21 protein-coding genes and 1 pseudogene are annotated in these 23487 nt (G+C 38.4%); 11 read left to right on the top strand and 11 right to left on the bottom strand.

Annotated features, from left to right (window positions below; all coding sequences use genetic code 11):
* Nucleotides 1-188: 188 nt before the first annotated feature.
* A complete protein-coding gene (locus tag WFK81_RS20935; RefSeq protein WP_336788324.1) occupies nucleotides 189-1148 on the top strand; it encodes a hypothetical protein in 960 nt (319 codons plus the stop codon).
* A 36-nt stretch (nucleotides 1149-1184) separates the two neighbouring features.
* On the opposite strand, the gene WFK81_RS20930 is transcribed toward WFK81_RS20935, so the two are convergent.
* The gene (locus tag WFK81_RS20930) at nucleotides 1185-1334 is read right to left on the bottom strand and encodes a hypothetical protein (protein WP_336788323.1); all 150 of its coding nucleotides are present in this window, start codon (nucleotides 1332-1334) and stop codon (nucleotides 1185-1187) included.
* A gap of 189 nt (nucleotides 1335-1523) precedes the next feature.
* Between WFK81_RS20930 and WFK81_RS20925 the strand changes: the two genes are divergently transcribed.
* The 6 genes from WFK81_RS20925 (at nucleotide 1524) to WFK81_RS20900 (ending at nucleotide 6479) form a co-directional block, all read left to right on the top strand.
* The gene (locus WFK81_RS20925; protein ID WP_336788322.1) at nucleotides 1524-2006 is read left to right on the top strand and encodes a hypothetical protein; all 483 of its coding nucleotides are present in this window, start codon (nucleotides 1524-1526) and stop codon (nucleotides 2004-2006) included.
* Complete coding sequence (locus WFK81_RS20920; protein WP_336788321.1) at nucleotides 1997-2629, top strand: hypothetical protein; 633 nt, start codon at nucleotides 1997-1999, stop codon at nucleotides 2627-2629. The genes WFK81_RS20925 and WFK81_RS20920 overlap by 10 nt, the downstream gene beginning before the upstream one ends.
* A 104-nt stretch (nucleotides 2630-2733) precedes the next feature.
* Nucleotides 2734-3747: a hypothetical protein gene (locus WFK81_RS20915; RefSeq protein ID WP_336788320.1), complete on the top strand. Its 1014-nt coding sequence runs from the start codon at nucleotides 2734-2736 to the stop codon at nucleotides 3745-3747.
* 714 nt (nucleotides 3748-4461) lie between these two features.
* A complete protein-coding gene (locus WFK81_RS20910; RefSeq protein ID WP_336788319.1) occupies nucleotides 4462-4626 on the top strand; it encodes a hypothetical protein in 165 nt (54 codons plus the stop codon).
* 230 nt (nucleotides 4627-4856) lie between these two features.
* The gene (locus tag WFK81_RS20905) at nucleotides 4857-6047 is read left to right on the top strand and encodes an outer membrane protein assembly factor BamB family protein (RefSeq protein WP_336788318.1); all 1191 of its coding nucleotides are present in this window, start codon (nucleotides 4857-4859) and stop codon (nucleotides 6045-6047) included.
* 249 nt (nucleotides 6048-6296) lie between these two features.
* On the top strand, nucleotides 6297-6479 hold the full coding sequence (locus WFK81_RS20900) for a hypothetical protein (RefSeq protein ID WP_336788317.1): 183 nt from the start codon (nucleotides 6297-6299) through the stop codon (nucleotides 6477-6479).
* Between the two features lie 124 nt (nucleotides 6480-6603).
* Here the strand turns inward: WFK81_RS20900 and WFK81_RS20895 are convergent, their stop codons facing one another.
* Entirely contained in the window at nucleotides 6604-7281 is a 678-nt protein-coding gene (locus WFK81_RS20895) for a hypothetical protein (protein WP_336788316.1), read from the bottom strand.
* A 210-nt stretch (nucleotides 7282-7491) separates the two neighbouring features.
* On the opposite strand from WFK81_RS20895, the gene xerS reads away from it, so the two are divergent.
* Nucleotides 7492-8568, top strand: coding sequence for a tyrosine recombinase XerS (xerS, locus tag WFK81_RS20890; RefSeq protein WP_336788315.1), 1077 nt, complete (start codon nucleotides 7492-7494; stop codon nucleotides 8566-8568).
* Nucleotides 8569-8633: 65 nt separating this feature from the next.
* Here xerS and WFK81_RS20885 read toward each other — a convergent pair whose 3' ends face one another.
* Nucleotides 8634-9773: a hypothetical protein gene (locus WFK81_RS20885; protein WP_336788314.1), complete on the bottom strand. Its 1140-nt coding sequence runs from the start codon at nucleotides 9771-9773 to the stop codon at nucleotides 8634-8636.
* Between the two features lie 386 nt (nucleotides 9774-10159).
* Here WFK81_RS20885 and WFK81_RS20880 point away from each other — a divergent pair, with 386 nt between their 5' ends.
* Nucleotides 10160-10618 (top strand): M48 family metalloprotease, encoded by a 459-nt coding sequence (locus tag WFK81_RS20880; protein WP_336788313.1) that lies wholly within the window; start codon nucleotides 10160-10162, stop codon nucleotides 10616-10618.
* Nucleotides 10619-11209: 591 nt separating this feature from the next.
* Here the strand turns inward: WFK81_RS20880 and WFK81_RS20875 are convergent.
* Nucleotides 11210-12148: an AlbA family DNA-binding domain-containing protein gene (locus WFK81_RS20875; protein WP_336788312.1), complete on the bottom strand. Its 939-nt coding sequence runs from the start codon at nucleotides 12146-12148 to the stop codon at nucleotides 11210-11212.
* A 717-nt stretch (nucleotides 12149-12865) separates the two neighbouring features.
* On the opposite strand from WFK81_RS20875, the gene WFK81_RS20870 reads away from it, so the two are divergent.
* On the top strand, nucleotides 12866-13168 hold the full coding sequence (locus WFK81_RS20870) for a hypothetical protein (RefSeq protein WP_336788311.1): 303 nt from the start codon (nucleotides 12866-12868) through the stop codon (nucleotides 13166-13168).
* A gap of 337 nt (nucleotides 13169-13505) precedes the next feature.
* Here the strand turns inward: WFK81_RS20870 and WFK81_RS20865 are convergent, their stop codons facing one another.
* From WFK81_RS20865 to WFK81_RS20845, 6 genes are all read right to left on the bottom strand, one after another.
* Entirely contained in the window at nucleotides 13506-13811 is a 306-nt protein-coding gene (locus WFK81_RS20865) for a hypothetical protein (RefSeq protein WP_336788310.1), read from the bottom strand.
* Between the two features lie 31 nt (nucleotides 13812-13842).
* Nucleotides 13843-18636: a DNRLRE domain-containing protein gene (locus WFK81_RS20860; RefSeq protein WP_336788309.1), complete on the bottom strand. Its 4794-nt coding sequence runs from the start codon at nucleotides 18634-18636 to the stop codon at nucleotides 13843-13845.
* 536 nt (nucleotides 18637-19172) lie between these two features.
* The gene (locus WFK81_RS20855; protein WP_336788308.1) at nucleotides 19173-19457 is read right to left on the bottom strand and encodes a helix-turn-helix domain-containing protein; all 285 of its coding nucleotides are present in this window, start codon (nucleotides 19455-19457) and stop codon (nucleotides 19173-19175) included.
* Between the two features lie 312 nt (nucleotides 19458-19769).
* Entirely contained in the window at nucleotides 19770-20126 is a 357-nt protein-coding gene (locus WFK81_RS20850) for a type II toxin-antitoxin system RelE/ParE family toxin (RefSeq protein WP_336788307.1), read from the bottom strand.
* Between the two features lie 548 nt (nucleotides 20127-20674).
* Nucleotides 20675-20824 (bottom strand): hypothetical protein, encoded by a 150-nt coding sequence (locus WFK81_RS31000; protein WP_442956084.1) that lies wholly within the window; start codon nucleotides 20822-20824, stop codon nucleotides 20675-20677.
* A 37-nt stretch (nucleotides 20825-20861) separates the two neighbouring features.
* Complete coding sequence (locus WFK81_RS20845; protein WP_336788306.1) at nucleotides 20862-21182, bottom strand: tyrosine-type recombinase/integrase; 321 nt, start codon at nucleotides 21180-21182, stop codon at nucleotides 20862-20864.
* 258 nt (nucleotides 21183-21440) lie between these two features.
* On the opposite strand from WFK81_RS20845, the gene WFK81_RS20840 reads away from it, so the two are divergent.
* Entirely contained in the window at nucleotides 21441-22202 is a 762-nt protein-coding gene (locus WFK81_RS20840; protein WP_336788305.1) for an SDR family oxidoreductase, read from the top strand.
* A gap of 205 nt (nucleotides 22203-22407) precedes the next feature.
* Here WFK81_RS20840 and ltrA read toward each other — a convergent pair.
* A pseudogene (gene ltrA / locus WFK81_RS20835) lies at nucleotides 22408-23254 on the bottom strand (group II intron reverse transcriptase/maturase); the annotation flags it as partial.
* Nucleotides 23255-23487: the final 233 nt, after the last annotated feature.

The following is a 23487-nucleotide window of genomic DNA, read 5'->3' as shown; positions in this document are numbered from 1 at the left end:
TAGCAACAGAGTTTGTAAATCAATTCATGGCGCCGGTACATTAACAGTTTAAAGGAAGTTCATTTTCTTGTTGGATATCAATAAGCTGTCCATTATCAAGATAAGTTTACCTAGTAAACCCGGTAAACTTAGGGCATACTAATATTAAAAAGTAAACTTTTTGTATTTTGATTTGGAGGCGGTTATATATGTCTACTGAAGATTCCGCTGGCGGTGTCCTCGAAAACAATAAGCCACAGAAGTTGTCAAAAGCATATAAGATGAGTCCGGGGTTAAAAGAGAAGCTTGAAAAGTTTGCGACAGAAGGTAAATTTGATACGCAAGAAGAGTTTCTTGAGCATCTTGCTTTGTTGTATGAGCTGCAGCTATTGAAAGAAGGGAGCGGGCAGGGATATGCAAAGCAAATTGATGAACTTGAATATCATATTCGCCGGCCACTCGAAATTTTTATTTCAATGATTCAGACTGAAGCAGCAGAGAAACATCAGTTAATTCAAAAGTATGATGAAAAACTTGAGGATCGAGCGGATATAATTTTCAACCAGGAGCGGGAGATTGCTGAACAAAAAAAGTTGATTAAAGAGCAATCCGATGAACTTGGGCGGCTTCAAAAAGAGATAACATCCAATAATAAAATTGCGGACCAGCTTGAAGCTACAGTACACGATAAAGCAACACTTGTAGACGAGTATAAAGAGAAGAATGATATGCTCGCCGGCTTGGTTAAGGAATATAAAGATGCTGCTGAAGGCAGTAAAGGACTGTCTCAAGAACTCGAACAGTTGAAACGAGCCTTTGATAAACAAGGTGAACGTGTGGCTTCACTGGAAGGCGAATTGAGGGCACTTAATCAGCTGAAGGAAGAACAACTGAAGAATGTACTAGAACGTCATCAGGACGAATTGGAACGTCTTAAAGAACGTAAAGAGCTTGAGAAGGAGCGGGATCTACTTGCTCTTCGATCGGAATATCAAGGCAAGTTGGAAGTGACTCAAACAGAAGCAACGGCAAAGATGAGGGAACTTTTTGAACAACGGGACGAATTGAGAAAATTCCTTGTAGATGCAGAAATTAGAATTAGGGACACTGAAGCAGCCTTACAGAAGGAACGTGACTCACATAAGGTGGAGAATTCCGAAGAATCTTAACGATAAAAAAAATAAGCCCTGGGCATAGCCTGGGACTTATTTTTTTTTGAAAAGTGTACGTTCGGCTTCTTCCTGTGTAGCTGGCGAAGACTTGAATTTTCTTGATCCCAGCACTTTTTGTAAGTCAGCTGTACGCTTTGCAAAAGCTGTTGCAGTCTGTTTAGTAGCCAAAGATTTTTGAAACAACAGGGTTCACCTCCGAAGGTAACAGTCAGTAATTGCTTAGTCTTTCCAATCCTAAAAATTTTATACTTCCCTCAAACATAGCTTGTCCATTTCAGACATAAATTAAGAATAGGAAACTGGGAAACTAGGAAAGTGGCCCTGACGGTAATGGAGGTAGGGGAGCAATTTTAGAGTGGGGGAGAGGGTAGTTTGAATCAACCGAACTTATTTACTGTGAATCCCATATTGGAGCGTGAACCACAAAAAAAGCCTGATGAACAGGAGAAGAAAAAACGAAAACAGAGATCTGATAAAATACACAATGTAAAGTTTCCAGTTACCTCAGATCAATGGGTTACTCTCCGAAAGTGGGCAATGGATTATGGGATGGGAAAAAAACAATCCGAGTACAACACGAAACTCATTATTGCTGCTTTGAATGATAAACAGATTATCGATGCCTATTATCATCAACCAACTACTTTGATATACCAGGAAGGTCATTATACATCAGACAAGCCGGTAATCCTAATTCCATACAAAGACACCGGAAAGCATATGCACGTGAAATTGATTGAGATATATCACGATGAGATCGTAAGACTGATGTTAAAGTGGGAACTTCCTAAACGACAAACAGTTCACCGACTTATTATGGCAGCTATAAAGAGGGGGGTGAAGATATGGGGGTAAAGAGTAAACTGGATCTGATCGGTCAGCGAATAAATTCAGTTGGCCAGCCTCCGGAGAATAAAACATTGTTGCAATCACTGTTCGATTATATACGGCCAAAAGAAGAAGAAGTTCTTATTCTTACAACGTACTTACCGACTCGAGATTTCCTCAGGGCGGAATCATTTGTAGATGATATCCAAGAATTAATCGATACTGAGATTAGCTTGAATTCGGTTATTTCGAATATATTCGAGGACTTTATTTTCAACTTTCGTCGGGGGAGAATTGATCAGGTAACTGTATACCGAAACCTAAAAGAGCAGCAGTGCCTGATTAAACCACAAGAACAGCAACAACCGACTTCAAAACATCCAACTGTTCAAACGCACTGGGCTGTACCAGAGAAACGCCATCCGCGGCAATCCGGAGGCTGGATGCGCGTTAAAGTTCCAGCACGGAAACGATCGATCTACAAGGCTGAACTGCTTCTTTCAAACATGGAAGAGATGGACCCTGATTTTTTGCTAACCGTTGAAGGGTTAATGGCTATATTAATTATAGACATGGTCAATGAATCGAGAAAAGGGTACAACAATAAATATGTCCAGCGTCTAATTGGACAGCTACAAGAAGCCAGATAAGGATTAATTAAATAAAAGATCATGAGTAGTCTTTGCTTATGGAGGATTAGAGATGATGACAATAGAAATAAGAACACTATTCAACAATGTTGAGGAGATATATAGTGAAAACTTCATTTCGGCTATACCAAAACAACGCCTCTTTCTTCAATTTAATCGATGGAGATAGCGAAACAAAGCAAACCAAAGGACTTGCCTATTTATTCGCAACATTTCCGGATCTACTGACTCACTTTTGTAGTCAAATCCCTGATTTTCCTTCTTTAAAGGAAATAGACTTTGTGCAGGTAGATGCGGAGATGACATCATTTGGTCCTAAGCCTATTCGCCGTGATATTACACGGTCACTGTTTAAGGGACGCATCAAGCAATTTGTTCTGATCATTGAAGCTAAAAGTATCAAAGTCTCAGCTAAAGTTAACGACATAAAGGACCAGTTAATATCGTATTTGGATCCGCAGCACTTCCCAATGGATGAAGGCGTAACCGCAATGGGGATTACATTAACGAAGAATAGAATATTGCATGATCCAGTAACTGGATTCACTAGTATGACGTGGTTTGAACTCATTGCTATCTTAGATCAGTTCTTGAGAAAACATTCGGTACCGGAGTATCGGATTATACGCGAATACATCAATTTTTTATTGGGGGCAGACAAAAGTATGCATTATTATGAAGTAGAAGTATTGTCCGTCGCAGCCGGTAAAACTTATGATCTCACGCAAATCCATGGAGTCCACGCTTGCCCGGATAGCAACAGCTATAAAACCCCAATTTATATCACCTTTCGTATGGCTAGCGGGGGAGAAATGGAGTATTTATATAAGATCAAAGATATTGTGGTGCTTGATCCAAACATACCTTCGTTGTCTTTAATATTGGAGGGAATTGATCCGGATTTTGCTCATAGAATTAAAGGATATATAGCTCAGCGATCCAGTGGGAAGTTTGGCTTCGACTCTGAGCCATATCGCTTTTACAATTTGGACGTACAAAATGCTGTCTATTTGCCACACCGGCCACGGCCGAAAATTAATAATGCTGGTCCTCGATATTATACAATAGCTTCCTGTGTAAAAGGTGACAAAAATATAGAAGTAGCCAGCAAGGAGTAGCCGGCACTGAGCTCAGCTAGAGGCGACTTGAGGAAATATGTTCATCTTGAACCGAGGATCAAAGTAAGAGTCAAGACGAAAATTGGACAAAGATGCTACTAACACCAGTATTTGTGGCGTTTATTATGAAGAGATGGTATTATATTGCTTAACAGTCGATTGTTATATTGATTATCAGTGGATGATGCGACATTGATTGATAAGTAATTCAGTATAATGATTGATCCCTTTACGAAATGAAGGCTTGCTTATATTAAGCATGTCTTTTTTTCGTTTTTCCCTGGAACTAAGGAGAATACGTTGAAGTTGTAAAATGTCCGCTGGATGCCGTGAAGTCAAAATTACTTGGAAGCAGATCAACTAGTTTATGCAGGAGGGTTAATTCCCGCTTCAAGCATGCCGAAGCAGATTAGCAGCAGCGACATCTGGGATCCGGCCTTCAATGCCCGCTTCCAAAGATTATAAGTCCGTTTTCCATTTTTGTATAAATGGACAAGTTTAAATCCGTATGGTCCTCATATCGTAAGGATTTGATGGAGATGCCGAGCACCAGATTGGCGAGAATAGATAGTAGCATAGCCACACGAATAACTCTAGTTAGGCGCATTTATGAGCTATTAATATATTGTTATTCTCTTGAATTTCCGATCATCTGTTCGTTATAATGTAGCTATAATGATGGTTTAATTGGAGGAGCAAATGTTTAAGTCTTCAATGAAACTTGATGAAGTGCGTGTAATAGGTAAAGATAAAGCAGTCGAACAATTAAAGTTTTTGGTAGTCCAGCAAATTAGAGCAGCCGGCAAAGATGAAATAAATTATAGCCGCTCTGTCTTAGAAACAGATCAGGACTTAATCGTAGCAGCAATTCCAAAGTAAAGGAAAGACCTGTCCCTTCAACGGGGGCGGGTTTTTTTGTGTGGGCCAGACTCTGCTGTATGATTAATAACTTGAGGCCTTAGTAGCCTAATAAATGATCGGCTGCTTTTTTGCTTTTTTGAGATTAAACCAACAGGAGGACGTGGATGATCATGTAAATATTTAAAAGAAATTTTCCGATAAATATCACAAATGGATTAAATAATAAATTTTAATGCAGGAGTGGAAAAATGAAAAAGAGAATTATAATCGCTTTCTTTGTCGCTATGGTAATTGGTATGGGTATCTTTGGGGATGCGTATGCCAAAAGCTATGACAAACTGCCAAAGGAAGTATGGGCACAGAAGCCAAATGCGGATTATGTACCAATCCAAGAGGATATCTATATGGTGCCAGGCACAAGTACTATCTACCTCCATGTAGGAGAGGAAAAGGCATCAGAAACGAAAGTCTGGACGCCTGATACACTTCGTGCAGTTGATCAGAATACAGGCAAAGTTAAGTGGATCTTCTCGTTTGCAAAATCTGGTTACGGATGGCCAAGTACGAAAGACCCGTTTGTATATACACCAGACGGTAACGTGTATGCGTATTTCTCTTCTGAAAAGTTACTATACGCAGTAACCGCTGCAGGTAAGGAAAAGTGGAGCAAACGCTTGCCCTCTGACGTTCCATTTGATGGGAAACTCTATCGCTTGAGCGATGGAACTTTAGTTATTGCCGCTGTGAAGTCTTCTGCCGTTGGGAAGGAATCAGTCCGACTCATGGGTTTTGATCCTAACGGTAAGTCTAAGTTCGATAAAATCATTTCAGGCAAAATTGTAACTGTCACGAAAGACAGAATAGTGGTTAAAGCTATAATGAAAACCAGTGATGCTCAAAAAATCATGGGTTACGATTCCGCTTTGAAGCAGGCCTATACGTACTCGTTTGCTAAAGGAGTATATGTTAACGATTACACCACTTTCGCCCTTACGGATGGAACACTGGTTTTTACGACCAGTTCCCCAGACAATAAGCAAAAGCAAATACTGCTTGCTCTATCCTCATCCGGGAATTCGATTTGGAAAAGAACGATGGACCGCAATGGTTTGGCTTTCACGGCCGGCAATGGATATCTATTCTTAAATTTTACAACGAATAAATTAAGCTACTATAATAACAAGGGTTTGATAAAGGAACGTACTCTTTCCGATTTTAAAATGCCTGAGGGAGATACATTACCAACAGCGAGAATTTCATCGGATGGAAAGATACTGGTTAACCTTATAAGTAGGCAATATATTTTGGATCCGGTCACGTTGAATAGTTTGTATGATTTCAGCAACGGTATTAAGGGAACCATACTGGATTATAAAAACAAAAGCATATTCGTTTATTTTTGGAAAGAGAATAAGATATCTTATTATCACCTAACATAGAAAATCCAAAAAGTTAATTACAATACTTAATGAAGTAAGAGTAATGGGTAAAGAAAGAGCTATAGAGCAATTAAAGTTTCTCGTTGTACAGCAAATTAGAGAAAGAAACGACCGGTAGTCCGAAGAGACTTTCCGGCCGTTTCTTTTTTAATAGGGTAGACGGAGCACATATCAATATTGTAGGTACGATCCGTTTATCCCGCGTACAAATTGACATCATACCGAAGCTATAGTTAGGGGGGGCTTTATATGTCATTTAAAATGAATAATGCAAAACTAAAAAATATTAAAACTAATATTGGGAATACTGGTGTATCAAAAAAATCTATAACCTTTCTGAAAAATACAAATGTTGATTTTACCATCAGAAATCCCCTTTACATTTACAGTTATGATTTAGATAGCTGGCAATTAAAGTATAAACTCTTTTAATATATTCTCCAAACCTTTTTAAGATTTTCTCATGCCTATCAATCGATTCTTTTCTAGCAGCCAGCTAAGGAGTACAACGGCGGCCGGGCTCCTATTTAATTACGTAAAATATTAATTTGATGAATTAAAATTTTACTTTTTCGACATCTCCATCTTTGGGGCTATCTAAAGTTTCTTTCACGTCCGGATTAAATACGATTACTTCTGATTCTCCATCCCCAAAACAGTCGAGAAACAAATATCTCGGGTGTATTATAATTCTATCGATGGAAATATCCTTCCGAACTAATAAATCATCTGACCAAGTGTTGATTCTATAATACGGTCCACGCCTGAAGCTGTATGAAGATAGTATATTGTTAATTAGGAAAATTTTTGACCCTGAATAGCCAAAGTAATTATTAGTCCCATTTGGAATTTGACGGTACAGAACGCCTGGATCCGGTTTACTTCTTATTATTGCCTGTGTCTGCTTAGCGATTTTTAACAATTCATCAACTGCGCCATTATAATCAAGTGTTGGATCATTCTTAATTTGACTAATTAGTGCTTGGTATAGATTTCGTTGCAGATACATATCATCGACTTCAGTTCTAGTAAAGTTGAACATTTGTTTGGCAACATCTTCGGCCAAAGAAGTTAATAAGTGTCTACCCAAGCTATGAACGCCGGATCCCTCTTGATAACCTTTTATTTCGCAATCAATGCCCAGTTTACTCGCCATGTCCTTTAATTGATGTACAATTGATTCGTTTCTAGCCATTGAGCCGCAAAGGGCAAATATCAATAGCTCGTTCTGCATGAAATGTATATTAGTCAAATGGTTCACACTCTTCCCAACCTATTTCTTTAAATTATCTTCTCGAACAATAATTACGTCAAGAATCATTTATACGAATTTAATTAATGCGATAAAATATTTTACGAAATTTTGTTGACAAAATTTTACTTTTAATATTATTATAGGAACATAAGTTCCTATAATAATATTACGGAGGTGTCCCCCTTCCCCATGATTAAAGAATTAGCAGACGAGTACACTAGCCGTACTGAATCTAAGTTGCCACTTTTGCCTTGGTATGTAGTCGAGTATATGGAGCATAGTTATGATCTCTCGCCCGCTTCCCTACTCAACTACGCCCATGACTACACTATCTTTTTCGAATGGTTAATTGCAGCTGGTTACCACACCGGTGCCAAAACAGATATCCCTCTTATTTTGTTAGAGAAGCTGCGCGTACAGGACATCACCAAGTTTCGAGGTCATCTACTTAATCACAAAGGTAATGCTGACCCCACAATAAATCGAAAACTCAGCTCATTAAAATCTCTCTTCAACTACCTTACCAACAAGGCTGAACATGAGGATTTAACGCCTTACCTAAATCGAAATGTAATGGCAAAGATTGATCTGAAGAACGCCAAAGTCGATAACGATGTAAAAGCGGAGAAAATTAAAAACTTCGTTCTGCGTAACGATGATTTTGAGAAATTTCGGGAATTTGTTGCATTTGAGTTTGGCGCCCTTCCTGGCCTTCATGGCACAACTAAGAAATTCCATGAGATAAACCGAGAACGTGACACTGCGATCGTATCACTCGTTCTAGGTTCTGGTCTTCGAGTATCAGAGTTGGTCGGACTGAACATTAATGATGTCAATATGGAAGTAAACGCATTTGAAGTCGTAAGAAAAGGAAATAAAAAGTCAATTGTTCACTTTAGCGACGTAGCAAAAGCGGATCTGCAGGAGTATCTAAATGTTCGAAAGAAGAAGTACAAACCAACTTCAACGGTAAACGCCCTGTTCCTACCCTCGCCTGAGTCGATTAACTGGAAGGAAGGTCGGTTAACAGTTAGGGCTGTCCAAAAACTTGTCGAGAAGTATGCAAAGGCATTTGGACGGCCGGCGCTGACTGTACATAAGCTACGTCATAGCTTTGCAACGCGTCACGCTCAAGAAAATAATAACCTGCCTAAATTAAAAGATCAGCTTGGACATGAATCGGTGCAAACAACCATGATTTATACACACGTATTTGATGATGAGAAGTTAGCCGCTGTACAAAATGCAGACAAAATAAGTAAATAACAAAAGGCTACCTGGATCCCAGGTAGCCTTTTGTACATGAACATGTAAAATTTTTAATTATTTGATTAAGTGAAAGGTATATCCTTATCGCTAAGCCATTTCAGAGCTTCCGGAAACTTTGCCGTAAGCAGATTCACCGAAACTTTTTCTCCAATGTTTCCGAGCATCGTCCAAAATCGCTTTCTAATAGTGCCGAATTTCGGTTCCTTTTGCCGGAGGCCCTTTTCGATCATTTGAATATCATTCTCTGCTTCCTCGAGCTCAAGTTCATCTAAGCCGGCCTGTTTGATATTTTTCTTCAGAAATTGAACGAGCTGTTGCAACTCATCTATCGGTGGTGTTGTGTGTTGATTCGATTGAGTAATGGTGCTACCATTGCTTGCAATTTGGAATGCAGTGTTATGGCCAAAGTTTGAAACGGTATAATTATTTGTTACGTTTTGTGTTGTAGTAGCAGGTACCGGGTCAGGTGTTGGTGACAAAGCTTTAATTCCTTCAGGGGTAATCGTAATTGTATCTAAAGTTATGGCTTTAATCAGTTTGTCATTGAGTAACTGATTGACGATGCTATCTATATCAGGTTCCAGCAGTCCTAGGTTTCGTCCAAGTACATACATATTCGGTATATGTTCTGGATTGCCCTCTACTTGATCTTGTAAGTATTGCAAATATCTCTTTTGAACTTCTTTTTGAGTACTCACCGTTAACACTCCTCCGATCTCATGAGCATATATCTCATGCGGTAGTTCCCAGGCCTTATTTGTTATGGTAATCTCACAAGGCAATGCGCTATTGAATCCTTCTATATATCCCGCACTCTGCAAACCTCTCAATGCTGCCATTATGCCACTAACACTCGGAGCATAAAATAAGGCGGTATCTTCTTGTTGTATATTAATTATGCTGCCGAATGCGCTGCTTAATTTAACGAGGTTAAGCGCAGTAAGCGGTATAACATCGCGGGGGGCAGGAAAAGCTTTTTCGAGCTGTTCTTTTGTACGAACTGGCTCTAACAGCGGATTTGGGTAACTAGCGATCGTAATACTTCCGACCTTCTTGTCAGCGTATAGTGAAAACCGTTTAATATACGCAGCCGATTTATAAGCTAATTCCGTTGGCACACCGGCATTATTTACTGGGTAATTAAAACTTGCCTGATGCGAAATTTTATAGCTACCACACCAATCACAATCGATATGAAACATAAGAGATTCACGCCACAATTCTACGGATTGGCTACCGCATAGGAAACAAAAAGCCAAATGCCTTCACCCTTTGCTGGAAGAGTAAGATTTTATCTCCTTATTCTACCATGAAAGAAAAAGAGCTTCTATAGAGACGGGAACGTATTAATTTTATCGAATATTCATATAAATAAGCTTCAGTTTTATGCGACTCCTTTAATACAGATGCCCTTAACCAACCGGTAGGTTATTAATCCTTCTTCGTTCCTAACCCTCCCCTAAGCAATACTTATGGACAGCTCCATGAAGATATTGATAGAGTTGAAAAATAGAAAAAAATAAGGAATATATCCCTTATTTTCATTCAGAGATAAATAAGCAGGTAATGCAATTAAGGGGGACTATTGTTGAATATCAAAAATGAGATTAAGGAAATTCTGTCGATGACTCTTTATAGAGGGATAACAGCCCGGTCTCATCCATCGCTTTATCAGGAATTTAGAAATCTGCTTAAAGTTGCAGGGATTAATCGTAAGATAAAGTTGGTCCCCTACCCTGATGACAACTACAATGGTAAAGCTTTTAGCAATAATAGAATTTTAATTTCTACAGCTCTCTTAGATGTTTATAACAAGGCACCGAGTATTACAAGGTGTATGCTTGCTCATGAAATTGCTCATTTAAAGTTTGGTGACGTTGGATTTAAAATATTGAGGGAAAATTTTATGATAGATTGGAACGGTAATAACATAAGCAGAACACTTACTCTATTAAGAGAAATGCGAGCTGAAATAGAGGCTCCTATTATTGCCGGACTTACTCAAAGAAGACATAAAAAAATCCAGCTAATCTATAAAAAAAAATAACGATGGTCGATCAAAGGAAGAAACGTTTAACAGGGGCTATCCAAGCCGTGATCTCATTATTTATTATGCAGCAAATTATACTAAACTGTCTGCTCAAGCTATTGATGAGTTGCTAAACGACTTTTGCAATGTGATGAACATATCTGACCGCGTTAATTTCATAGATAAGGTAAAAATCAAGTTTCAACGATACTATTCATTAAGCACCATGCTTAAACCTAATTCATAGCAGCTGCCCATTATCGGGAAATAAATGAAGCGACCGTCTGCGTCGGGAGCGGAACAGGCATACATTAACACGTCCCGTTCCTTTCAATACTCACCAATCTTCTGACGAATACCTAGACCGCATTTAAATGTTCGGTTAACGTTTATGTGAGGGTTCTGCTCAATCAAACCCCGCTTCTAGCCTGTGGGAGATTGCACGCTGAAGCCGGTCAGGAAGACGTCTCTCTGTGTATCTTCATCTCAACCGTCTCTGACTGAGTCAGTCGTCGCCGACAGCGAGTGCTTGTAGCGCACGTCACGACACGACTATGCGTCTAGTGTCAATCTAAGATGTATTTAACGGAGCGGGCAATATCGATGACGTTAAATTTGATGAGTGGATTCAAGTAGCTGTATTGCTGAATCAAGAGCATTTTGGGCGATCTTGATAGCTTCACGGCAGTTATGGATGCTTTGTTGAAGGGTGACAGACTTGGGAATCGGTTGACTAATCATCTTTACATTTTCGCCTTGTCCAACCTTATCCCAATCCCAGAGTCGGAGCCAGTTGGCTTTTGCTGTCCGAACTGATCTTATGGCATCCCTTACAGTTTTAACAGCGTAACGATAAGTATCCATCTCACCAAAAGCAAGTGACGCTATAAGCCCTGAGCGCATCAAAGAATCCCAGGCTTCGAATACAAAATGATTTGATATCTCGCCAGCAGCTTCCCAAATCTCTTTGAGTATTCTTCCCTCAGTAATATAGCTATTCATAATCCATAATAAATCTTTGTTATTACGATATTCATGTCTTAACAAATGAAGATACGAGTTTTTAATTTCTTGTTCACGTTGTTTCCGGTAGCGATCTTCATAAATTACTTCGAGGTCCTCGCGTATTAAACGGGCCTGCTGTGAACCTCGGCGAATGTAGCCATCTCCCGGATTCAGGTTACCTAACTGGCGCTTCAATAAATATGGACGGCTTTGTCCCGCGTAAATTTTAATAATTCCAAGACGATTCTCCTCAAAATGATATGGGAAATAGCTGAATTTGATCTCTGGCTCAATATATTGTCTTATAATTTGCTGATAATCAGCGTCATCTTTGAATTCATGTTCTGGAATCGCATGATAGTCTCTATCCCCACCTGGATAAAGCTTAACACCAACAATGATGTAACGAGTGAGCACATCCGAGTCCGCATTTGCCATTGCCATTATGTCTTTAATCAGATCCTCATTGCGAGAATATTGAGTTTTTTTGAAATCCACAAATGTATTTTCATTTTCATACTTAATGATTTCGTCTAATTGCACGATATTCAGCACCTTCCAGAAGAGCACTCTATCACTCTAGTTTAATGCTTTATTTTATCAATCTCTATAACAATTTCAAGCTTATGTTGACTCTCTTTTCGCTTTTGCAAGCAGCTTCAAAAAATAACAAGGAGAAGCAAATCAAAGGTCAAACATGCAAAGTATTCAGCTGGTATCCAAGTACTTGGTACTTGGGCTTTCTGTCTTTCAAAGTACGGGTTTGCTGCTTTTTCTTCCGCAATCATGCACAGTGGCCACGAGATCATTCGTATTTCTTGTTTCATTCGTTCCTTCTTACTTTTAGATTGCCTAAGAACTATTGGCCCTTCTTGGCATATAATATCCTACACAAGTATGAAAGGTGAACTTCATGAAAAAGAATAATACCCCTAAATCTAAACGTATGGCGCGTATTGCAGCAACTTTACGTAAAATAACGATACCTTTTGAGGATCAAGTTCAACATTTCTTTAAATGAACCGGTACCGAAATCGTTAACCGTCTACGTCGATACTCGATTTACCGCTGCCCATCTGAAAACAGTAAGCAGAATGCTTGCTTCAACGATATACGCTTGGCTCGCACATCATGAAGAAGTCGAAGAAGGCACAAATCCAAGGTTTCGAAATTGCATGCGAAAATACGCAAGGTTCAAACTCTCCCCTGGTTTGAAGAATCGCAAACGGGGTTGGGGCACTTGACGTTATGATGGACTGAATGACGACAGCATTTACTGCCAATGGCTTTGGAAGAGCATCAAAAGCATACTTTATGTATGGAACAGGCAAATTTAGTGTAAGAGCAGTAAATGCAAGTGATCCTGAAAAAAACTCTCTTTCGGTTACCATAAACCCTGCTTTTTTAGATAAAACGGGAATCAGTGATGCGGTCAGAGCAGGAGCTCCAGCTGGTAAATACACTAGTTATGCTATTGGTGAAGCGGGTATGTGCATAATGCGTAATCATGCGTCTAAGCTTAGTACCGAAAGTGATACTAAGTATACGACTTATATGGATTAATAAATGGACTTTAGGGGTCAATCTAGGCATTTCTTTTCTATGGCCGCTGCGATGGGTATTGGTTTATGTTAAAAAAGACACTTAGTAGGTGTCTGTTAATCAACTATTGAGAATTAAATAGAATTTCCTCTATTAATCCGGCCTGGGAATTATTAACATCCCCAACTTCTTTATAAACAGGATATTTAATCATCTCCGCTTCCCTTTGATAGCAATTGGAATCGGTAGGGTTGCTTGTATATAGTGTATACGTGGATGCAATAGTAAGAATAAAAAGGAGCCTCTTTTGTCTAAATAAAAGAGGCTCTTTTTATGAGAAAACAAGTACTTTATATAATTAATAACGCAAAACAAAAACTCCAACTATAACCATCAATATACTTATGCCAAAATGTATACTTCTCGCTAACCACCAAGGTAATATTTTAAAGAAGAACCCTACGAATAATCCAATAATAATCGAGACGATTGCACCAAAAATCCATCCGAAGATTGAGTCTGAAGATATGTTAAAAAAATTAGGTTGAGTTGAATAATCTAAAGTTCTTCTTTTATTATGAACCTCTTTGGTAAGAGTAATAGCAAAACCGAGTGCAATAGCTGCAATAAACCAACAAAATAATGCTAATATCCAAGCCGCCAATTATTTTACTCCCTCCATCTTATATCAAACTCTAAAAGTAGAATGTTTTAGTAAATCCAAAAATTTTTCTATAAAGGATACCATGAAGTGTTCCCATGGTTTGTTTACCTAAAATTTTAATTAAATAATTAGTAATTTGTTGATGTATAAAGATCCAGGCTTTTCCTAAATACCTAGAAGCTCCTCTCATTGTTTTATTTATTAATGAATCCACTACTGAAAAAATAGACCCTACATATGCTTTGCCAACTTGAAGAATTACACCACCTACCGTAAGTACTGCTGACACTCTGACATATGAAAGACCAATTCTAAAAGCAGCATAGGTTCCCCATCCTACATCATACCTATAAGCAAATGATAAATGTCCATCAGGATCAATACTGTTAATTGGATTATTCTTAGTATAAGAATACAAGTTCAAACTCAATGGATCATCAAGTAATCCTTGGAAAGTATCTTTAGTGATAAACCTTCCATTATTTGCATCATAGTATCTTGTAGTTAGATAATAGAGGTTTGTATTGTTATCGAAACGATAACTAGCATACCTGTAAGGATTACTATTTGCAATAACCCCATTACTACTCAATAGATTACCCCACGCATCATAAGTGTAGGATGCAACAATATTTCCGGCCATATCAGTCATTGATACGACATCACCATGAGCATTAAGATGGTAGAAATATGTTATTCCATCCATACTCATAGTCACTGGCCTTCGAGCCATATCCCAAGTATACTCTCTAATAACATTATTGTTGGCATCAGTTTCAAGAACAACATTTTCCCCATCATAAAAATAATTAACTACTTCATTATTACTTTCCGTTCTGACACGTTTACCTGATTCATCATACTGTGCTTTAAAAATGGATTGACCATTTGCATCTTTTATTTCTATTAACTGATCTAACTCATTATAATAATAACTTCTAACTCCATCGTTTTTAAGGTTACCATCATTATCATAAGTAAATTCAGTATCACCAACTTTAGTTAGTTGGTTCAAATCATTATAGAAATAATTTGTTACCCTTGAGTCGTCTTGTCCATTATTAACTGTTTTTGAGAGCCTATTACCTCTTTTATCGTAATCATATGTTGTAATGGTCCCGTCTTCTAAGGTCTCGCTCTTAAGTTGATTTAACTCATCGTACGTATAGGAGCTTTTACCACTCGCAGCTGATTCAATTTGAGTAATATTCATATTAGAATCATATTTATATACAAAATTATTAATTGGCGTCCCGTCCAATTTCATATCAGCATAGTTCTCAATTTGATTACCACTACCATATGAAATCTCAGTACTAGTTCCATTTAACCGATTTATTTTACTAATTGAATCAAGATCGTTATACTCAAACTGAGCAAATAGTGACCCATTATTAGAAATCTTTGATACATTATTATTATTAGAATAGTCATAATTAATTGTAGTAGTTTTAGTACCAATCACATAGCTTAAAGTATCTAAATAATCAACATTTGTGTAAGTATAATTAAATACTTGTCCTCTATCTGTTGAAGTTTTTACCGAGCCATTTTTATAGTAATCAAGTACCTTAGATAGTGCTCCATCTGTCATTACCGATCTTAAGTTACCATTCGCATCAAAGTTAAAGTTCCATTTAAGGATGTTGTTAATTTTAGTTTCCTTTAGTTGATCTAACTCGTCATAACTATTGGAAATAATATTTCCATTGGCAGTAACGATTCCGGATAAGTTACCCTTAGCATCATACTGATTAATGATTGATTGACCGAATGCATTTGTAACTTTAGTTAATTGGTTTTGACCATTATAGAAGTACTTTGTTGAATTATTATCAGGATCAATAATTTCGGATAAGTTCCCAGATCCGTCATAATTATAGTTAAATACATTATTTTTTGAATCAGTCACCTTCTTTAGCCTATTCTGATTATCATAATCAAACAATGTTTTGTATCCATTACCATTTGTTTGGCTTATTATATTGCCAATAGTATCATAAGTAGTAGTCGTAATATTACCAGCAGCATCCTTTATAGTTTTTACATTATTAGAAATATCATAACTTTCAATTGTGTGATTTGGATATTCCGTTTGCAATAAATTACCGAATTCGTCAAATAAATAATCTGTTTTCTTGTTATTTGCATCAATTACATAATCTAGATTTCCGTTTTCATCATAAAAATATTGTATTACATTATCTTCGCCATCAATTTGTTTTATAAGATTACTATATTGATCATAAAATAAACTGTTTTTATGGCTTTCAGGGTCTATCGATGTCAATAAGTTGCCATTACTATCGAATGTTTGAATAGTAGTTCCCAGGTCATCGGTAATTTCTATAGGGTTATAGTTTTCATCCATCTTTATATTGGTTTCATTATTAGATGCATCAACAATACGCGTAGGAGAATAATTGTCATTCATATAATACTTGATCGTATGATTTAATGGATCCGTTATTGTTGCAGTACGATTTGTCAAATCATAATCATATGATGTCCCCGGTCGAGTCGTAAGGTCCTCACCCGTGTCATCCGTAGATGGTTCTTGTAATTTTTCAAGTAACTCTCCATTATAAGTAAAGGTTGTTTTTCTATTTTTAGGATCAATAACATTTTTAATGTAATTCCCGGTATATTGATAAATCGTCCGATTATATGACCCATCGATCAAGTATTGATCTACATATATTAATTTCCCATTTGAATAAGTATAATCTGTTTTACGTCCGTCCAACATAGCATAGTCAATCAGTCCATCTGAACCATAACTAAACGTAATTGCTCTATTGGCCTGGTCAGAGATGCTTAATAATTTTCCGTTTGTATCATAATTATATGTTATTCTATTTCCCCGTACGTCTTGTTCATAACTTATTCTGGCTTTTATATAGCTACTTTGTAGATCTGCTTTTGGTTGATCAAAGTAAGTTATATATCCGTACTTATCGGTAATTTTATACCCTTTAATAACTTGGTCTTCCTTTATTTTCTCTATCTTGAGATACTTACCAGCTGGTGATACATAGTAGCCTTTGGTAGAGTCATAGTCAAATTTATGAGAGGTACCATCGCTATCTGTATATAAAATGATACCCGCTCCAGTTGCTTCAACTACAGTGTCCGAACCTGTAAAACTCCAACCATAACCCAAAGGAGAAGTTTCTACCGCTTTGGAATTATATGTTCTAGTTAAGTCGAGTTGGGTGTCCCCTTTCTCATCCAGAGAATAATCTGTATACTGAATAACGTTATTACCGGTTCCTAAATTTGTATAACTCGTCCCATTCGTAAGGGAATGATTATCGTATGTCCAATAATCTTCGAGTCCCAATCTGCTAGCTGGATAATAAGTAACGCTTAACAATGGCGTATAGTTAACATTTACTGTATCGTCACTTGAGATAAATTTCTTATAACTATTTACTGTTTCACTGTTACTTTTTAAAAGAAAACCTTTATTTCTTGTTGAATCATTTATCCATGTTTCAATTGTCGTCGGAGAAAGCGCCCATCTGTAATTTACAGATAAGTCTGTAAGGGATGAAACGTTTTGAGTATACAATTGGGATGTGTTAAAATCCCCGCCCTGCTTGGTCCATGAAACTGTACTTGTTGCTTTTGTCCAAGATGAATCTGTTTCTGTCCATGCCGTAGTCATTCCATGTAAAGTTACACCAATATCAGTGTTATTACTTACTGCCGCTAACCATAAATTTAAATCTGCAGTTAAAATAGCAGCACCTGCTGGCAATGCCGATACGTCGAATTTAATTAATGAACGAATAACATTGGTCTGAGTCGTATCTTTATACAAACCAACTCCTAGAGTGCTCTCAGTTGGACCGGTTTGTGTCGGGAATGCACTTCTAATGTTAGTATCTTGTAGACTGCTATTAGGTTGAAACTTAACAATTGTTGGATCAATCGTAACGGGATAAACTCGATCATTATCATTGAGCCAATCTTGATTTGGAATTACATCCACAAATAGGGAACCATTTTCTTCCTTAACCTCATAATGAATATCATATGAGAGTGCCTCTTCTGGGAAAGAACTTACATTTGCAGCTTGAGAATAACCTTCTGGGATGAATGAGTCATACATATATGGTTGTTGAATATAGTACATCTTTTGGTTTGTTACTGGGTCATATAATGTAATGGATCCGTTTTCTTCTTGTTTATAATTAAGACCTTGTAATTCCAGTGAGAACGAATAAATAAGATTATTCTTACCAGGCTTTTTCTTTAGAATAATTTCTTCCTTAACACGGTCATTACCTAAAGAATATTTCAGATCAGAATCATCTGAATAAAAATCTATGTAATTAACAGAATTTTCCGAGACTGTTCCTTCACCATTAGGTACGGTATCGATTTTAGGATTTAATGAAAGCTTATATTTTTCATCTGTAATTTCAAGGAGTGCACTGTTCTTGCTGTACTTCTTATTCAAAGAGGTTTTGAATGAATTATAATCGTTAAATGCTTTTTTAGAATCCGATTTTAACTTAGTGCTTATTGGTAACCAAGAATTACTATTCTTATCCCAATAGTTGATTGGGATCTGTGAGATCTCTGTTGTGTAAGTCCCATCCTCATTAAAGTATGTTCTTGACTTCTCTTTCCTTAGATTTGATAATTCCTGCCTCTTTTTTTCTCTCTGTGAAGTAGATTTTTGCTCATCACCTTTTACTGATGTCTGATCCTGCGAATTTGCAGCGAACGTTGTTTGCTGATCAATTGTTGTTGCAATTAATACAATACTTAAGAAAACACATAGAATCTTAAACGTAAACCTTTTTTGATACATTTTTCTAGCTCCCTATTTATTTCTATTTGTTTTGGACTTTAAATTTATAACACATTAAACAAACTAGTTATAGTGGGAATTTCCTCCTGCTAATTCTAGTGAAAAATTCTTAAATAGTAAGGAAAAATGCTTTCGAACTTTATAATAAAAACAAAAGAAACTGGTCAATTAAGTCCAGCTTCTTTTTGATATCAGTGGAAACCATTGGATATGGAGTTGGTAAAACCCAATTCGTGCTGCAGCAACCTTACCATTTATATAAAAGTTACTACTTGTAAGACATGGGCAAAGTACTGATGCAGCAGTCTATACAAAAAGTAGACTGCAGGCGGCATTTCCTAAGTACTTTTCATTTGATTTTAACAAGACCTTGATCTCATAACATAAAAAGGCTGCGAATTAAGCAGCAATTAATGAGATGATGTTCTTGTCACCCAACAAAAGTAAAGTAAAAACACTCCTTGTAATGATGTCGCTTTGCTTCATTTCTAATAAAAAGAAAGCCCGCTGAGTTTGCTCAGTAGGCTTTCTTCATTTTAAGCTGATGTGGCAGCTTGTTCATCGACAAGATCAAGTTTTAAACCTAATCCACGAGCAAGTATTTGAATTGTATCTACTTTTGGTATTACTCGCGCACTTTCGATTCTGGCAATAGCCGATTGCTTAAGCCCAGTAATTTCTGCAACTTTCTCTTGTGTTAATCCCAATTCATGACGTTTTTCAATTAATCTTGAAACTAAGTAGGCTGTGACCTCTAGAGCGATTTTTTCATCATCAGGGATCGACGATATAGTACGTTTGACATCGTCCCACTTTTTCATATTTATATAGTCCTACCTTTCATTTCACTTGAAGTTTTCTTACATATTCCCAATTCATCATAGTCATAGTTATTCTTAGCTTAACAAATCATTTGAATCATTTATAGTCTGTATAATACAAATTGTCCCCTATAGTCCATACAAATACAGGTCGTCGTCGCTTTTTCTTTACCTTTACAATAGTCATTGTGATTCCTCCTAGGAATTTAGTTTAGGTTATATTGCTTTTGACATTGAAGCAGGCTCAATTAGGGTCTAAGGTCTAAGTAATGGTACTGTTGAGAAGAATTGGTGGGGGCTAAGCCCCCACGATTATACCCCGTGAAGCTCAATCCAATTATTCATCTCACTAATGGCTTGTTCTATCTCACCAACAGGTGTTTTCGGGGTTTCTTTTCTAAATGTATGTAATAACACAATATGATTACCCCTCCAGATAAAGAAAAACACCCTATCTTTACCAGACCGCAACTCCCATAGTTTACCTGTAATCTGCTTGGTAAACTTTTCACCACACCTGGTTCCACCCTGCTCTAACAAAGATATGGTGTAGTAAAGTTTTTTTAGGCGTGTTTGGTCTAACTTGCTGTTGGATGATACAAGCTCTGAGATAAATTCTTGCATTGGATTGTCTCCACGGGCATTCTCATACAGTACAACTTCGTACATTAGAATGCCTCGCCTTCAATGCAATTTATAACAAGAACGTTATAAATTAAATTATAACACTTATGTTATAATAGTCAAGTTCCTGCTCCGATATGAGAGATTGCGGACGATAGCGGTTGCTAATGCTTCGGCTGGTAATTGGCAACATGCAGCACTTCTTCCGGACGACAGAGGCGACCAAAGCTTAGCTGGCGGTTTACAACATGTAGAAATGTATCTTAATCATCACAACAATAAATTCCAAGCGCTTGGAATTATACAAAAATTAAAACCGGCTTCTGGCCGGCTCCTGCGCTTACTAGTTTCTAGTATGCCAAAACATTTGTTCGCATACAATCATTCTACAAAACGGACATTTTGTTGAAAGTTTGATAGATTAGTAGATTCTATACTGCCGCCGCCGCAGCCGGCCCATGTCCGTTCAACCCAATCTGGTTGCATAAATCAACCCAAGTATGTTGCATTAGTTTATTTCAACTGACAACAAACATAATAGCAACACACACCACTTATGCAACTACTTAGGCTGTTTGCTGTTTATTGTTTATTTACGTTAATTCTAATGGATTTGATGTCACAATCTTACGCATTTTCTCTATATTTACTTTTGTATAAATCGTAGCTGTTTTGGGATCTGCATGGCCTAATAAATCAGCTATTGCTAACAGATCGGCTCCTTCACCGTCATTATATAGCACTGTTGCACAGGTATGACGCAGCTTATGAGGCGTTACTTTAAATTGCCTTTACACCAGCTTCTTTTGCAATCACCTCGATAATTAATTCAACGGCTCTTCTTGTTAACCGTTTCCCTTGTTTTTCTGAGATGAATAAAGCCGGTTCATCCAATCGGTTCCTTTTTTGAAGACTTATTTGCCGAGCTGGCTTATAAACCTCCAAAGCTCTTAAAATTTTCGGAGTCAGCACGAGTTTTCTTTCCTTATTCCCCTTACCAATAATTGTGATTGAACCTTCATCTTCATTAAAATGCTTTAGATCGATACTTACAAGTTCAGAGACTCGTAGTCCGAGCAATAAAAATAACGTGGTGATCAAAGAATCTCTTTCATTAAATTTACGTTTGGCAGCGAATTGTACCGAGCCAATTTTGTTGATAGATCAAAATTGGCAACGGGGGAAAGAGTCGGTTCATGTTTTAACACCAATCCGTATTCGTGTAATATCATGTAATTGTAACTAGGCAAACAGAATTAGGCAAAGAACGCGTAAGATTTGTATACCTGGGATTTATTGATAGTTCTTAAGGCCGACAGACAATTGTGATCTAAATTTGGATGGAAGAAGGAATCAGATATGAGCTATGAAAAGAACGTGTTTGTGTCTGAAATCAAAGACAAAGTCATCATAATTACAGGTGCAAACAGTGAAATTGGCGAAGCAACAGCTCTCCTGCTTGCCGAACGTGGAGCGAAGATCGTGCTTGGAGCGCACAGAGTTGAGCGTCTTGAGGCACTGGCGGAATCTATCGTAAATCGGGGTGGTGAAGCCATTTATGCAAGCACAGATGTACAACGGAGTGAGGACTTGTCCAGTCTTGTCAGGTTGGCAACCGAAAGGTACGGCAAGCTTGACGTGTTCATTAACAATACAGGCATTATGCCGATTTCACCTCTTGATGAGTTACGAATCGAAGACTGGAATGTGATGATCGACATCAACATGAAGGGCGTACTGTACGGTATCGCCGCAGCGCTGCCCGTCTTTCGCAAACAGGGATTTGGACATATCGTGAACACCTCTTCTACCGCAGGACATAAAACAGGACAGAACCAGTCAGTCTATTCTGGTACGAAGTTCACCGTTCGCGCAATCTCCGAGGGGCTGCGTCAAGAGGCAGGCGACCAACTTCGTGTATCGGTCATTTCGCCTGGTATCGTGCGAACAAATTTCACGGAAAGTATAACAAATAAGGAAATGAGGGATCGGCTAGCCAATATTCGAGACGAGTTGGCGATGCCGCCGGATGCTGTTGCTCGAGCTATTGCATTTGTAATCGAGCAGCCGGCCGATATTGCTGTGAACGAGATTGTAATTCGTCCCACTGCACAGGTTTAAGATAAAAGTATGGGTATGAGAAAGCAGCCGATCATTGAGTAGTTCGGCTACTTTCTAGTCCTCATTTAACTATCCTTAATCGAGTAGATAGGGGCGGCTAGCCCCTGACCTCTCACACCACCGTACATGCGGGTCCGCATACGGCGGTTCCTAAAGGTTAACGAATTTCAAGATAACGTGCAGATAGACTAAGCAGCCCTTGATCTTCTCCCGCGCGTTTGCTTCTTACGAAGATATTGCAATCATCCGCATAGCGGACGAAACGCAATCCACGTTCCGTTAGTTCCTTATCCAGATCATCTAATAGAATGTTAGCCAAGAGTGGGCTCAAGGGACCTCCTTGAGGTGTGCCCTCTGCCGTCTCGTGTTTCATTCCATCTACCATTACTCCTGCATTCAGGAAAGCTCGAATTAGCTTCAGGACACGCTTGTCTGAAACTTTCCTAGCCACTCTTGCCATCAGGATGTCGTGGTTCACTCCGTCAAAGAACTTCTCCAAATCCATGTCCACGACCCAGCGGTATCCTTCTTGTATGTAGGATTGCGCTTGTGTGACTGCGTCATGGGCTCGCTTCCCAGGTCGGAAGCCGAAGCTGTACGGCGAGAAATGCGGATCAAAGATCAGTGTCATTACTTGCATAAGGGCTTGCTGGATGAATCGATCCATTACGGTTGGGATGCCTAACAGCCGAACTCCGCCTCCGGGTTTGGGGATTTCCACCCGTTTGACAGGCAGGTCTGTATGTGCCCTCTTGGAGTTCCGCTTTCACGGTTTCCCAGCGTTCCCATAAGTGCGCTTGTAGCTCAGCTACTGTCACTCCATCGATGCCGGGTGCTCCTCCGTTTTGTTTCACTCGCTTGAAGGCGTGCCGAAGGTTGTTCCCTTCGAGCATTCTCTCCAGCAGGTCTTCTTGTCTTTCGCGAGAAGAAAGGTCGAGTTGTGCCGACAAAGAACTTGGCGATCCGACATACCCTTGCGGTTTCACCGCTACTATTTGCCGTAAGCCTTCATATGAAGTTGGCTGCTGTCGTTGCTCTTCGTGCGAACGCATCGGTTTCTTCTCCCCTTTAAGTTCAGCCCTTCCGGGTTCCGGCGTCCCGTACTTCCGTACTATGGCGTCTGCTGACTCCTGCAAATTCAGCGCAATCTTCCGATTACGGTTACGAAGGGACTTCGCTTGTTTCACAGGCCTCCCCAGATAAGAACGTCATCTTTCCGCCGTGCTCGCCCAAGTTTACGGATGCAGCCTTTGGCAGCTTAGGATTTCGTCATGTTATGGTGACT

Origin of the sequence: Paenibacillus sp. MMO-177, from assembly GCF_037147795.1 — a bacterium.
Taxonomy (GTDB): Bacteria; Bacillota; Bacilli; order Paenibacillales; family Paenibacillaceae; genus Pristimantibacillus.
This window is presented reverse-complemented; position numbering and strand designations above follow the sequence as displayed.

Bases quoted from the DNA above. Each gene is read 5' to 3' on its own strand.
- WFK81_RS20920 (WP_336788321.1), top strand. From the start codon at position 1,997: ATGGGGGTAAAGAGTAAACTGGATCTGATCGGTCAGCGAATAAATTCA.
- WFK81_RS20935 (WP_336788324.1), top strand. From the start codon at position 189: ATGTCTACTGAAGATTCCGCTGGCGGTGTCCTCGAAAACAATAAGCCA.
- WFK81_RS20905 (WP_336788318.1), top strand. From the start codon at position 4,857: ATGAAAAAGAGAATTATAATCGCTTTCTTTGTCGCTATGGTAATTGGT.
- WFK81_RS20860 (WP_336788309.1), bottom strand. From the start codon at position 18,636: ATGTATCAAAAAAGGTTTACGTTTAAGATTCTATGTGTTTTCTTAAGT.
- xerS (WP_336788315.1), top strand. From the start codon at position 7,492: ATGATTAAAGAATTAGCAGACGAGTACACTAGCCGTACTGAATCTAAG.
- WFK81_RS20855 (WP_336788308.1), bottom strand. From the start codon at position 19,457: ATGAAAAAGTGGGACGATGTCAAACGTACTATATCGTCGATCCCTGAT.
- WFK81_RS20895 (WP_336788316.1), bottom strand. From the start codon at position 7,281: ATGCAGAACGAGCTATTGATATTTGCCCTTTGCGGCTCAATGGCTAGA.
- WFK81_RS20885 (WP_336788314.1), bottom strand. From the start codon at position 9,773: ATGTTTCATATCGATTGTGATTGGTGTGGTAGCTATAAAATTTCGCAT.
- WFK81_RS20840 (WP_336788305.1), top strand. From the start codon at position 21,441: ATGAGCTATGAAAAGAACGTGTTTGTGTCTGAAATCAAAGACAAAGTC.
- WFK81_RS20910 (WP_336788319.1), top strand. From the start codon at position 4,462: ATGAAACTTGATGAAGTGCGTGTAATAGGTAAAGATAAAGCAGTCGAA.
- WFK81_RS20870 (WP_336788311.1), top strand. From the start codon at position 12,866: ATGACGACAGCATTTACTGCCAATGGCTTTGGAAGAGCATCAAAAGCA.
- WFK81_RS20900 (WP_336788317.1), top strand. From the start codon at position 6,297: ATGTCATTTAAAATGAATAATGCAAAACTAAAAAATATTAAAACTAAT.
- WFK81_RS20850 (WP_336788307.1), bottom strand. From the start codon at position 20,126: ATGTACGAAGTTGTACTGTATGAGAATGCCCGTGGAGACAATCCAATG.